This window comes from Facklamia sp. P13064 (genome assembly GCF_050409425.1).
Taxonomy (GTDB): Bacteria; Bacillota; Bacilli; order Lactobacillales; family Aerococcaceae; genus Facklamia.
In genome coordinates this window covers 1-13,029 of record NZ_JBNUPM010000003.1, presented here as the reverse complement: position 1 = coordinate 13,029, position 13,029 = coordinate 1, and the positions used below count along the sequence as shown (strand labels likewise).

The 13,029-nt window shown below is 38.7% G+C and carries 14 protein-coding genes and 1 riboswitch; of the genes, 8 read left to right on the top strand and 6 right to left on the bottom strand.

Features of this window, described 5'->3' with window-relative positions; all coding sequences use genetic code 11:
• Positions 1-68: 68 nt before the first annotated feature.
• Positions 69-162: riboswitch (THF riboswitch) on the top strand.
• A 67-nt stretch (positions 163-229) separates the two neighbouring features.
• The 7 genes from aroB to ACQV2S_RS02095 are packed head-to-tail and all read left to right on the top strand — an operon-like array spanning position 230 to position 6,892.
• A complete protein-coding gene (gene aroB / locus ACQV2S_RS02125) occupies positions 230-1,270 on the top strand; it encodes a 3-dehydroquinate synthase (RefSeq protein ID WP_428884941.1) in 1,041 nt (346 codons plus the stop codon).
• Entirely contained in the window at positions 1,271-2,542 is a 1,272-nt protein-coding gene (locus tag ACQV2S_RS02120) for a 3-phosphoshikimate 1-carboxyvinyltransferase (RefSeq protein ID WP_428884940.1), read from the top strand.
• Complete coding sequence (aroC, locus tag ACQV2S_RS02115) at positions 2,532-3,644, top strand: chorismate synthase (RefSeq protein WP_428884939.1); 1,113 nt, start codon at positions 2,532-2,534, stop codon at positions 3,642-3,644. Before ACQV2S_RS02120 ends, aroC begins: the two co-directional genes overlap by 11 nt.
• A 26-nt stretch (positions 3,645-3,670) precedes the next feature.
• Positions 3,671-4,957, top strand: a complete 1,287-nt coding sequence (locus tag ACQV2S_RS02110) for a shikimate kinase (protein WP_428882206.1) — start codon at positions 3,671-3,673, stop codon at positions 4,955-4,957.
• Positions 4,923-5,381, top strand: a complete 459-nt coding sequence (aroQ, locus tag ACQV2S_RS02105) for a type II 3-dehydroquinate dehydratase (RefSeq protein WP_428882207.1) — start codon at positions 4,923-4,925, stop codon at positions 5,379-5,381. Before ACQV2S_RS02110 ends, aroQ begins: the two co-directional genes overlap by 35 nt.
• Before the next feature lie 15 nt (positions 5,382-5,396).
• Positions 5,397-6,167: a 3-deoxy-7-phosphoheptulonate synthase gene (aroF, locus tag ACQV2S_RS02100; RefSeq protein ID WP_428884938.1), complete on the top strand. Its 771-nt coding sequence runs from the start codon at positions 5,397-5,399 to the stop codon at positions 6,165-6,167.
• The gene (locus ACQV2S_RS02095) at positions 6,149-6,892 is read left to right on the top strand and encodes an aminotransferase class IV (RefSeq protein WP_428884937.1); all 744 of its coding nucleotides are present in this window, start codon (positions 6,149-6,151) and stop codon (positions 6,890-6,892) included. Before aroF ends, ACQV2S_RS02095 begins: the two co-directional genes overlap by 19 nt.
• Positions 6,893-6,911: 19 nt before the next feature.
• On the opposite strand, the gene ACQV2S_RS02090 is transcribed toward ACQV2S_RS02095, so the two are convergent.
• The 6 genes from ACQV2S_RS02090 to ACQV2S_RS02065 all read right to left on the bottom strand — a co-directional run bounded on the left by ACQV2S_RS02090 (position 6,912) and on the right by ACQV2S_RS02065 (position 12,155).
• Complete coding sequence (locus ACQV2S_RS02090; RefSeq protein ID WP_428874362.1) at positions 6,912-7,136, bottom strand: hypothetical protein; 225 nt, start codon at positions 7,134-7,136, stop codon at positions 6,912-6,914.
• Between the two features lie 144 nt (positions 7,137-7,280).
• The gene (locus ACQV2S_RS02085; protein ID WP_428876270.1) at positions 7,281-7,424 is read right to left on the bottom strand and encodes an MgtC/SapB family protein; all 144 of its coding nucleotides are present in this window, start codon (positions 7,422-7,424) and stop codon (positions 7,281-7,283) included.
• Between the two features lie 39 nt (positions 7,425-7,463).
• Positions 7,464-7,607 carry a hypothetical protein gene (locus tag ACQV2S_RS02080; protein WP_428876269.1) on the bottom strand — a complete coding sequence of 48 codons (144 nt, stop codon included), beginning with the start codon at positions 7,605-7,607 and terminating at the stop codon, positions 7,464-7,466.
• Between the two features lie 132 nt (positions 7,608-7,739).
• On the bottom strand, positions 7,740-7,874 hold the full coding sequence (locus ACQV2S_RS02075; protein ID WP_428875185.1) for a hypothetical protein: 135 nt from the start codon (positions 7,872-7,874) through the stop codon (positions 7,740-7,742).
• Positions 7,875-9,039: 1,165 nt separating this feature from the next.
• Entirely contained in the window at positions 9,040-10,767 is a 1,728-nt protein-coding gene (locus ACQV2S_RS02070; RefSeq protein WP_428884936.1) for a C69 family dipeptidase, read from the bottom strand.
• A 221-nt stretch (positions 10,768-10,988) separates the two neighbouring features.
• Positions 10,989-12,155 (bottom strand): polysaccharide deacetylase family protein, encoded by a 1,167-nt coding sequence (locus ACQV2S_RS02065; RefSeq protein ID WP_428884935.1) that lies wholly within the window; start codon positions 12,153-12,155, stop codon positions 10,989-10,991.
• 334 nt (positions 12,156-12,489) lie between these two features.
• Between ACQV2S_RS02065 and ACQV2S_RS02060 the strand changes: the two genes are divergently transcribed.
• On the top strand, positions 12,490-12,888 hold the full coding sequence (locus ACQV2S_RS02060; RefSeq protein WP_428884934.1) for a hypothetical protein: 399 nt from the start codon (positions 12,490-12,492) through the stop codon (positions 12,886-12,888).
• Positions 12,889-13,029 lie beyond the last annotated feature (141 nt).

Below are 13,029 nucleotides of genomic sequence, written 5' to 3'. Positions count from 1 at the left end.
GAATAGCATTTAATCCTTGTCAATGATTGACAAGTGCTATCATTCACCTATAATGAAGGAGAACTTTGAACAGAGTATAAAAGGTGCGTAAAGTATTTACAGATGGGAAGTTGCTGTAAAACGAAATGAACAATCATGCGATGCCTTTTATCTTCCGCTGTTTTATTATCCATCTTTAGCGGAGCTCTGAATTTCTCAGAGCTCCTATTTTTGTTTAGGAGGGTACATTTTGGACATCCAATTGAATGTTTTTCCTTATCCAATCTATCTAGAACACCATCATTTTAGTCAATTAAAAAAACGCTTAAGCCAAATGAGCGGAAAAAAGTTTCTACTAACGGATCAAAATGTGGCGACCCTTTACCAAGACCAAATTGATCAACTTGGGCAGTTAGCATCCTTTTCTTACCATATTGTTCCTGCCGGTGAAGCGTCAAAGTCATTAGCTTGTTATCAAGAAGTGATGAATCGCATGGTAGAAGAAAAACTTACTCGGTCTGATTGCCTAATCGCCTTTGGTGGTGGCGTCATTGGTGACTTAGGGGGCTTTTTAGCCGCCACATATTTAAGAGGAATCAACTTTATACAAGTTCCGACGACTCTTTTAGCTATGGTTGACTCTGCCATTGGGGGTAAAAATGGCATTAATTTTGGTGCCTATAAAAATCAAGTGGGTACTTTCTATCATCCCGCTTGGGTTCATATCGATATTACCTATTTAGACACCTTAGATATCAGACAAATTAACAATGGGTTAGCAGAAATTATAAAATATGCGATCCTTACTGACCCCGCTTTATTGGAGGACATCAGGCGAGATAAAAGTCAACTCAACTACTTGAATCTAATTAAACGGTCTTTAGAAATAAAACACGCCTATGTTGCTAATGATTTTCACGATCAAGGTAAAAGACAATTCCTTAATTTAGGTCATACTTTCGCCCATGCCATTGAAAGTATTAGCAACCACCAAGTGAACCATGGTGAAGCAGTCGCAATCGGCCTATTATGGATGGCTCGTGCTAGTTTTAAATTGGGTTGGGCCCGCCAATCATTTGTTCCTCTTCTTGAAGATTTATACCAAAAACAAGGACTATTCCAGACTTATTACTGTGATAACCATGATTTACTGAACGCCATTAATCACGACAAGAAAAAACAAGACCAAACGATTCACTTAATTATTCCTGTTGAAATAGGAAATTGTGTCCGACAAGCCATTCCTATTCATGAATTAGGCCAATGGATTGAAGCAGGGAGTCGATTGTAGATGGATATTCAAATTATGCCTCACTCTTTAAAAGGCAGTATTTCTGCAATTCCTTCTAAATCAGACGCTCATCGAGCACTCTTTGCAGCCAGCTTAGCCAATGGTCCCTCTACCATCTATTTAGACCGTCTTTCAAAAGATTTAGAAGCAACATTGACTTGTATTGAAGGACTAGGTTGCCTGGTTCACCATGATTCAGATCAAAAAGCATACCATATCCTGCCAGATGCTCATTCTATGAAGCGCCACTTCAATGTGGGCGAGTCGGGAACAAGCTTACGCTTTCTAATTCCTATCTTAGCTAGTCGGTTAGAAAAGAACCAACAGGTCGAAATCCTTCGCCAAGGGAGTTTGATCAATCGAACCAACCAACCTTATTGGGACTTGTTTGACCAATTAGGTATTTATTGGCAAGAAGAAGGCCCTAGTATCTGGCTTTCAGGCAAGTTAGAAGCAGGAAATTACCAACTTCCAGGTAATGTTTCTTCTCAATTTATTTCAGGATTAGCTTTGGCTCTCGCTCATTTAAATAAAGCAAGTCAGATAAAATTAACTTCGCCTTTGGAATCCGCTGCCTATGTCGACATGACCTTAGCTAGCTTAAAAGAATTTAGTAAAAGGATTGATTTTTCTCATCAAACTCAAGCCTATCACTTACTCGCTGGACCTATACAAGCAGCGCCCTACCAAGTAGAAGGCGATTGGTCCAACGCCCTTTTCTTCTTAGTAGCAGGCGTCCAGGTCTTAAATCTTACTTTTGACAGTCTCCAAGCAGACCGTCAGGCTTTGTCCTATTTGGATAAATTGGGCTATCCCATCCCCGAGCCGGCAAAACAATCCACTGACTATCATCCCAGTAAGACTTCAACTGCAAGTAATCAAATAGTGGAAATCGATGCCCGTCAATTGCCCGATGCCATTCCTATCCTTACCCTAGCAGCCGCTAGAAAAGCTGGGATTACTCGCATCGTTAACGGCCAACGCCTCCGCTTAAAAGAAAGTGACCGAATAGAATCTACCGTAGCTCTTATGCAAGCTTTAGGTGTCTACATACAAGCTGAAGCAGATGGGTTCATCTTGCAAGGAGGGCAAGGCTTTCATGGCGGAATTGTGGATACTTTTCAAGACCACCGTATTGCAATGACAGCTGCCATTGCCGGTAGTTTTGCCCAAGAACCTGTGATTATTAAAGGGGCGGACTGTGTTTCTAAATCTTATCCCCACTTCTTCGATGATTTTCAAAAATTAGGAGGTATCTATCATGTCCTTTAGTCTCGGTCAAAATTTTCGTCTCACTGTTTACGGACAATCCCATGCTAAAGCGATAGGGGTAGTCATTGATGGCCTTCCTGCCGGTTTAGATTTCCCTTATGCAGCCATTCAAACAGCTCTCGAACGTCGTCGTCCTGGTAAAAAGGTTTGGTCAACTAGCCGTAACGAGACTGATTTATTTGAAGTCAAAGCAGGTATTGTAGCCGGTAAAACCTGTGGGGCGCCCCTTTGCTTAGAAATTAGGAATCAAGACATGCAGTCCAAGGATTATGCCCAACATCACTATCTCCCGCGCCCCTCACATGCTGATTATCCTGCTTTCATTAAATATGAGGGACACCATGACATTCGTGGGGGCGGACACTTTTCAGGGCGCATGACTGCTCCAATTGTAATGGCTGGTAGTATTGCCCGCTATTTATTAGAAACAAGCGACATCCAAATTTATAGCCACATTCATTCAATCGCTGGTATAAAAGACCGGTTAGTTGATTTTGCGCAACCTGATTTTAAAGCCTTAAGTGAATTAGTTAATAAAGAATTTGCCGTAATTGATGACCTGCAAGGCCAAGCCATGAAGGAAGCTATCCTAGCCGCTAAAGAAGATAAAGACTCTGTAGGAGGGCAAATCGAAGTAATCGTTGACGGCTTACCAGTTGGTATCGGTCAACCCCTCTATGATTCGTGTGAAGCTAAATTAGCCCATGCCATGTTTGGCATTCCCGCCACTCGCGGCGTAGAATTCGGAACGGGCTTTGCTGGAGCAAACTTACGCGGCAGCCAGCACAACGATCCTTATTATTTGGATAATAACCTGATGGTTAAAACGCTGACCAACCATCACGGCGGTATTATCGGTGGTTTGACCACTGGCATGCCCTTGATTATGCGAGTAGCAATTAAGCCTACTTCTTCTATCGGTCAACCCCAAGCAAGTGTCAACCTTGATAAACAAGTTAATCAAGAATTGACGATTGAGGGCCGGCATGATCCTTGTATCGTCCCTCGGGTTGTTCCCGTTATTGAAGCAATGACCGCTATTTGCCTTTTAGACCTAATGATGATGGACGGTCAATGGCCAACTATTTCAACAAAAAATTAATTGCCGCCTTTAGAAAGTAGGTTCTTATGTTACAGACATCTCAAAAAAATAAAAAACCCACTCTTTGTGGCTTAATCGGACGTAAATTAGGTCATAGTTATTCCCAATCTATTCACCAACGAATTGGGAACTATCCCTATCACTTAATTGAATTAGAACCCAATCAGTTGAAAGACTTTCTTTTAGAGAAAAACTACCTCGGACTCAATGTGACTATTCCTTATAAAGAAGCGGCCTTACCTTATTTAGACAACCTAGACCCCTTGGCTAAAGCCATCGGATCGGTCAATACAATTGTGAATGAAGAGGGAAAACTCAAAGGCTATAATACTGACTACGCTGGCTTAGACTTTTTATTAAAAAATAATCATCTGACCTTAACAGGCAAAAATGTGCTTATTCTTGGATCCGGTGGCTCTGCCAAAATGATTGCTGTTTATGCTAAAAACCATAACTGTCACCGAGTTAGCCATTTAAGCATTCGCCAAGCTTTCCCACCATTAAAGGCTAACAATCAGGCGGCTCAAGTTATTTTCAATGCGACACCGGTTGGTATGTACCCTAATAACCAGGATTTAAGATTAAACTTGACCGCATTCCCTCAACTAGAAGCGGTCGTTGATCTCATCTATAATCCCTTACGCTCTTCTTTAGTCCTCCAAGCCAAAAGCCAAGGCATTCAAGCTATAGGTGGACTCGACATGTTAATTGCTCAAGCTTTTTTTGCCAGTCAACTTTTTACCGGTAAGTCTTATCCGACAGACTTCATCCATCAAATTTGCCAATCCTATTGGCAGGGAATCGAAAACTTAGTTTTTATCGGAATGCCAGGTGTTGGCAAGACCACTCTCGGAAAAAAACTGGCTGATCAGCTAGGCCGCCCCTTTTTAGACACCGATCAATTGATCGAAGCTGTCATCCATCAACCGATCTCTGAATATATTTCCAAGGTGGGCGAAAAACCTTTTCGCGACCTAGAAGAAAAAATCATTCATCAAGTGGCTAAGGAAAATGGGCAAGTAATTGCCACGGGCGGAGGTGCCATTTTAAGGGCAAGGAACCGACAAGCTCTAACTCAGAATGGTCGATTGATTCTATTGGAGCGCCCCTTAGAAGAACTGTCTCGAAAGGGCCGACCACTTTCAGCTTCGCTAGACCAAGTTAAGCGTTTATGGAATGAACGAAAAACACTCTACCAAGAGAGTGCAGACCTCATTATTCCCGTCAAGTCTTCTATCCCAACTAGCTATCAAGAAATGCAAGAAAGGCTGATCAAACATGCGATTATTAGTCCTCAACGGACCCAACCTTAACTTATTAGGCATCCGTCAACCAGAAATATACGGTCAAACCTCATACTCTGACTTAACAAACTCTTTAAAAAAATGGGCAAATGAATATGCTGTAGACCTTGATATCTTTCAATCCAACCACGAAGGAGCCTTAGTCGATAAAATTCAAAATGCTTATCAAAAGGTGGATGGCATAGTAATAAACCCCGCTGCCTACACCCATACATCCATCGCTATTCGCGATGCTTTAGCAGCCGTTGCCATTCCTTTTGTAGAAGTCCATCTAAGTCCTATTAGTCAAAGAGAAAGTTACCGACAAGTCTCATATATCAAAGATTTAGCCTTAATAACAATTGAAGGACAAGGCCCTGCAGGCTACCTTCAAGCTCTGGATTTTATCAAAAATTACCTCTTTAATCCTAATAATCCATCACCTATCACATAGAAAGAGAAGATATAAATGACAATGAATTCTGTATCTGTAAAGCAAGTCACTTTTGGCAAACAACCAGCTATTGTTATCGCTGGACCCTGCTCTATTGAATCTGAAGAACATATTTTTAAAGAAGCTCAAGCCTTGAAGGCGGCGGGAGTCGACATGATTCGAGCGGGTGCTTATAAACCAAGAACTAGCCCTCATGCTTTTCAAGGTTTAGGCTTTGAAGGTGTAAAGTACTTAAGAGCCGCCGCTGATTCAGTTCACCTCCCGATGGTCACAGAAGTTTTAAGTGAATATGATGTCGAAAAGCTGATCGATCTTGTGGACATGTTTCAAGTAGGTTCTCGAAATATGTATAATTACCAACTGCTGAAGTTGTTAGGTCAAGCCGGTAAACCTGTCCTATTAAAAAGAGGGTTTTCAGCAACTCTTAAAGAATGGGAAATGGCCGGTCAGTATTTAATGAGCGAAGGAAAAGCTTCGGTTGTATACTGCGAACGCGGCATACGTAGCTTTCAAGATGAAACACGCAACACCCTTGATTTAGCAGGTGCTATTCTCCTCCAAGCCAAAACGAAACAACCTGTCGTTATTGATCCTAGCCATGCCAGTGGTAGACGCGACCTCATCCTCCCTTTAAGTAAAGCCGCTTTAGCCGCTGATATTTCGGGGATTATGGTCGAAGTCCATCACAATCCCGACCAGGCCTGGACCGATGTCGCTCAGACTATTGATTATTCTATGTTGGATCAACTAATGAAGGAGTGCCAACCATGGCTTACATCAAATTAGATGAAGGCTTTCTTTTTGGACAAGGTGTTTTTACCACCCTTAAAGTTATCAATGGACAAGCGCTCTTCTTAGACCAACATCTTAGCCGTTTGTGTCAATCAGCCAAAGCTTTAGGTTTCAAAAGTTCTATAACCAAAAACGTTATTGTCAACTCTATTAACGAGAAAGAAATGGTGGATGGGGCTTTAAAAATCATCCTCTCACCAGGTAATCTTGTTCTACAAGAACGATCGGATCCCTATGGTAAGAGATTCTTGCCTGCAAAGCCATTAAAATTAGCCAAGTGGCAGCGCCATTCCTCTAACACACTCTTGCAACATAAGTCCACTATGTACTTAGCGAACAAAATTAATTTAAAGCAGATAAGAGAAAAAAGGGCTTTTGAATGCATCTTTTTAAATGAAAAAGACCAGATCACTGAGGGAAGCTTTACGAATCTCTTTTTTGTTAAAGACCAAGAGCTTATCACTGCTCCAACAAGCGCAGGTCTTCTTCCAGGTATTATGCGTCAATGGGTGCTTGACCATTTCCCTGTGACTATTCGCCCCATAGACTGGCAAGAAAGACAAACTTTCCAAGCTGGTTTTATGACCAACTGTTTGATGGGGATTACTCCAATTAAAACACTTGAATCAACCCATTACCAAGATCATCATCCTCTAATTGATTACATCCAAGAGGAATATTCTATAAAAATATATAAGCAAAAAGCTAGCCAATGGTGATAACATTTGACTAGCTTTTTTATTCATTATATTCATCTTCCGATTCATAAATACTCACGCCTGCAAGCTGATTGATATCTTGAAAGAACTTTTCAGCATGAACTTCTTTAGGAATTACTAGACGGACTAAATAATCAAGTTGGTCACTATTATTCACTAAGGGTTTGATAAAAGTGACGGTAACTAATGACACTTCAATAAAATGAAGGACCTCATTAAAAGATTGAACATCATTTGCTTGCACAAAAACCGTTACCCAAGGTGTTTTCTTCCTTAATGAGCTTTCAAGTCTTTGTAAGAAGGTCAAAGTGATTAGGAGTATAAAGCCTACAACAATTGCTGCTTCGTAGAAGCCGATCCCAATTGCTAAGCCAATACAAGCCGAAGACTACAAGCCCGCAGCCGTGGTTAACCCTTTAATTTTGTCACGATTAGTAACTAAAATCATACCGGCACCTAAAAAGCCAATCCCACTCACAACTTGCGACCCCATCCGTGTAGCATCAACTCCTTCAAAAAAATTCGGCTGCAAACTGATTGGTCATCATTACCATGGCTGAAGTTACACAGACTAAAATATAAGTACGCATACCGGCTGGATGATTTTCAATCCACGTCCAAAACCAATCATACCATTAATCAACATAGCTAAAAGGGGCCTTAAGAGTATGGTAAAGAAATTTACTTCTTCAAAATTAATCGTTGGTAACTTCATTGATGACCTCCCTAAAGTTAATTTCTTTTTCTTTGTTTAATAAGTATAACAGCTCATCATTTTTCCCTACTTATTCTCTTTAAATTTTAACTTTATTTATATAAAAGCACTTCGCATAGAAGTGACTTAGATTTATAATTCAATCACTTGGCTCTTGTTTAATTCCATAGCTTTTTCATAAATCGCTTTTCCAACTATAATATCTAAAACAGCAGAGCCTATCGTCTTAAAGACAGTGAGTTCGTCTTCTGATTGACGCCCGGCTATTTTACCTGAATCTAATTGACCTAATTCACCTGTGATGGACTTTTTTGTATAATACCTTTTTTGAGCGGATTGATTAAATCGCCTGATTCATTTAAGACTCCATCTTTGGTATCTAAATAGATCTTACCTGCTTGAGCAAAAATTGCTTCAGGAAGTTCTTGCATGTCTGGCGTGTATGAGCCTACGCCATTAATATGGGCTCCTGGTTTAAGATTTTCACTATCAAAAACAGCTTTTGTAATGTGGTAACAATTGTGATAACGTCGTCCCCACCGATTGTTTCTTTTGGAGAAGCAACAGCTTTAATTTCAACGTCAAACTTTTTAGCGAATAAATCCATCATTTTTTTAAGCGAATGCGCTAGCACGCTCTTGGTCACTATCAAAGGCACACTCTTCTTTAATTGGTTGCGCTGATAACATCGCTTCTAATTGATGTTGAGCGTGTCCCCCTGTTTTAAACATGGATATTATTCGGATAGACAGAAACTATTTTAAACCCTGTCGCCGAGCCAGCTAAACTTGGCATGGATAAATTTTGACCTCCGAATTCTTCTAAATCAATGTTTGTTCTTAAGGGATTATCTGTTTTATCTTCAGAATATAATTTTAAAGCTTTTTTACCGCTTGAATAGTTCTTTCATGGTCATAACTTCCTTTATATCTGCTTCATTCAACACTCTTATTTCCACGGAAACACTCTCTTTAACTTTATCAAGTTTTATCCTCTTATTAAGAGTAACAAAAGAGAAGCCTTAGATTAAGCAATAATTCTTAGCTTCTTGAGCCTATTTATTAATAGTTTTGATATCATAAATTATTACATCAACATAGTGAAATGTTTTGCTGTTAATTATTGAAACAATATCTATATCAAACAATACTAACCTATTCTATCCTTATTTGTTCGATATATAATGGGCATCAAACCATTATTAAAAATAGAACTTATTCCTCCCTCCTCAAATCAATGAACCAATTGAAGGAATTAACCATAAGATTAAACTTCTCAACAGATATGCTGATGGCTATCAATACTACACACACTTCCGAGCAAGTGGTTTAGTCATTTCATAACGCTTTACGTCAGGAAAAAAAGATCAAGCAACAAAAACATGCTGCTTGATCTCTTGAAAAATATTATCAATCCGATTGAACAATGAGCCTTATTTCTCTACATACTCTGCTTCTAAATCTTTAATTTGGTCAAAGGCATCTTGAGCTAATTGCATGGTTTGTTCAGTAATCCATTCTGCAGCTGCTTGGGGATCTTCCGCATACATCGTGATAAGTTCTTGACGTAATTCTTCGTATTTATCTTTACCAGCTTTTTCAATGGCTAAGATCTTTTCTCTCATTTCTGGTTTTAAGTTCTCTTCATCTTCTAACATAATGGTTAGTAGATTATCTACTGCCCAATAGAATGATTCTGGATCATATTCATTGGCTTCCACTTGGTAAGCAGATAGTGTGTCATTGATATTTCCAAAGTATGGTAAGTAAGGTGAAACGGTAGGTGATCCCATCGCTAACCACATCACACCTGGTACTTTTTCAGGCATATCTTCATAAATTTGGAAGATATGAGCTTCCATTGTATTTTTGTTACCAATGGGATATAAAGCATTCTCAGGCTTTTCTGGTTCTTGCTTTTCAGTCGTTTCAGTTTCTTCGTCCTCTGTTGTTTCAGCTTCTTCGCCTTCTGTTGCTTCAGCTTCTTCGCCCTCTGTTGCTTCAGCCTCTTCGCTTTCTTCTACTTCGGTTTCTTCGGTTTCTGTTGCTTCAGTTTCTTCGCTTTCTTCTACTTCGGTTTCTTCGGTTTCTGTTGCTTTGGTTTCTTCACCTTCTGTTGCCTCAGCCTCTTCGCTTTCTGTTGCTTTGGTTTCTTCACCTTCTGTTGTTTCAGTTTCTTTAACAACTTGTCCACCGGTAGCAGATGCGATGTTATCCGCTGGAATATAATCTGTATCTTCTAAACGATTTCGTTGTAAGCTCATGACTTGATCTAATGTGATTGTTTTATCCGTAGAATGTAAGAATGGAAACTCTGTGTCATCTAAAGAAACTTCTGCATCTGGATCTAAGGTTTTTACTCCAGACCAATACCTAGACACAGACCCGGGATCTATTTCAGCTGCATAAGAATCAGCAACCCGAATCATCCCCTCTTCCTCGACATAAGTACCCGCTTCTTCTGCAATGTTAATTAAATCGGCAGAGGCAATCACATTTTCAGTATCGTTCACATCGATTGTTTCTAAGAAGAACGAGTTGGGGAATACGGCAAACATATCATCTGGCAACTTCATCGCAGCATATTGATGACCGGATAAAATTTCCATATACCAAGTTTCATTTTTATCAGCAATAATCAATCCGTTGCCTTCGGAAGAGCCTTTCTCATCGATAATCGATGCTAACAACTCCACGCCCTCACGCGCTGTTTTAACGTGACCTAAAACGACGGTCGTCATGATTCCTTCTGAAAGACCATTTTCAACTAAAGGGTCAACCGCTAAAACTTCATCATTAGTATAAGTAGTAGTGGTCGCATCCATCGCTACACCATACTCATTATAACCTGCTTCATAATACAAGCCCCACTCAGGGGTGGTATCTGGCACAGCAAAATACTTATAAGATTGAGCTGGTAGTTCAAATTCGAACTTAGTATATTCATCCACTAACTTTGCGCCTTCTTCATTTTCCGTCGCTTCAATTACTACAAAAGTCTTATTATGGCTTTGTTCTAAGTCTTCTGTTCGGCCAAAAATAACTGACCCATCTTCTGTAAGGCCCTTACCAACATATACGCCTGTACAGGCAGCTACTGGTTGAGCCAGTAACATTCCTGCCGATAACATGGCAACAATGCTTGCGAAAAACTTCTTCATAAAATACCTCCTAAATTTTTGTGTAAACGCTTCATAATTTAATTATAACACTTGGTTATTACTTAATCAGTTTATATAGCATATTATTTTTATAAATAGATTATGGCTCATTAGTTATAATCTAAAATTGTAAAAAACTATTAAACAAAAGAAAAAATAATGCCCAACTAGACTTGAATTCTAGCTAGGCATTTATACTTATGATAATGAGGTTTGAATAATTACATCATTTCATCCAGTCGCACAAACTGATACCCATTGGCTTGGACGCTTTCAATGACTGCTCCTAATGAGTTAGCCGATTCTTGATAGATGTCGTGCATTAAAATTACTGGACTAGGTAATAGGGTTGCTACTACACGGTTGATAATGGCTTGTTCATTTCGACTCTTCCAATCTTCCGAATCAACGTTCCATAGAACAGGAGTCATTTCCGTTAAATTCATTTCACGTTTGCCACCTGCTCCATATGGCATTCGATAGTAGTTGACAGGGGCATTAGTCACCCTTTCAATAATTTCGTTAGTGTGATTCAGTTCATATAGAACATCAGTATCACTAATTATTGTATAATTTCGATGACTGTAGGAATGGTTGCCCACCAAGTGCCCTTCATCATGCATGCGTTGAATGATTTCGGGATACTTTTCTGCATTTTGACCCAATACAAAAAAGGTTGCTTTCACATCATGTGCTTTAAGAATATCTAGGATTTGTGGCGTAGTGACTGGGTTGGGCCCGTCATCAAACGTTAAGACTGCAAATTTAGCAGAGTGCATTTGAGTATTAGTATTTTCATCTGGCTGGGCTGATATGTTTATAAACTTCCCTAGGTCTGGGTCAGCATAGACTTTACGAGGGACTGGAATAGAATGTTCATAAATTGCCTTTCCCCAACTTTGATAACAGTGACTCAAGTCTTTGTATGTTCTTGTTAAGTTGTTTGCTTCTAATTTACGATCAATTTCTTTCACTTTAATTAAAAAACCTGGAGAATATTTGTTAGGATTTTCCATATTCTTTTTAAAATTACGAACCTCTTGATTTAATTCGACTAGCGGCCGATCTCTCTCGGCTAAAGAATGGATGGATTCTTTGAGTGGTTGATCAGTTATTTCAGCTAAAATGGTCTCTATTTTTGTATTATACTCATTAAGACTAATATCTCTTAATTCTCTTTCTTCAACCACACCCTCTCCGGTTAAGGGTTGCGTTTCATATAATTCCAATAGTTCTTTGCGATAAGCTTCAGGCGATTTGTTCTTTCGAGCACTCAATTCGATTTTTGAAAAGGTCGATTCATTCTGATTGTTAGCATTAAATGTCATATAAATGATTAACAGTAAAATTGAACACACTACTAGGCTGGCTGCTATTTTCTTATACATTTGATCACCTTATTTTATTCACAATTTTTTTCCAGCTTTTTTTACATCTTTTTAAGCATACTCCATCTAATAGATAAATTCTAGGGAAAAAGATAAAGAAATTAACTTTATTTACAATTGTTCCAATTAGAAATTTTAATTATCTTTAATTATTCTAAAACTATATTGTTATAAAAATTCAAAAAGTTTTTAAGTCCTTTTGGTTTTCTATTTATTATTCTCTAAGGCAATAAGCTATCTAATTGAATGTCTTCTCCTTCAATGTTATGGTTAATATAGACAAGAAATAAAACTATTAAAATCAAAAGGAGGAGTCATTGATGAAAAAAATATAGTGCTATTGGCAAGTATGATGATGTTGGGGGGAGTGACTGTCTCCGCTCAAGATGAAGAAAAGATTGAAGAATTGAAAATCGAAATTAAAGCTCTCAAAGAGGAGCTGAAAGACAAGAAAGCCAAGTTAAAAGAATTAACAGGTGGAGATGAAGAATATATTATTACGGATGACAAAGACTTCTTCATTAAATATGTCGAAGTAAATGAAAAAGATGATGAAGAATTAGGGTATTATTATGAGTTCGTCTTTGAAGTAGAAAATAAGACAGATAGAACCATGAATATCATGGCAGAAGATGTTACTATCGATGATGATTTAGAAATGACGCTAAAATTAGTGAACGAAGAAGATCCTGACTTAAATATTGATTACCCTGTTTCGATTGATATAGTTTAAAATGATTAAAACACCCAGTTTATAAACTAGGCGTTTTTTCTTTTGACGAATTGTCCAATCAAATGCAACACTGATAGTAAGAATCCAAAAAGTTCTTCTTTAGGTGGTTTATATTTTATACCTTTCCTTGGTCTATTTTTC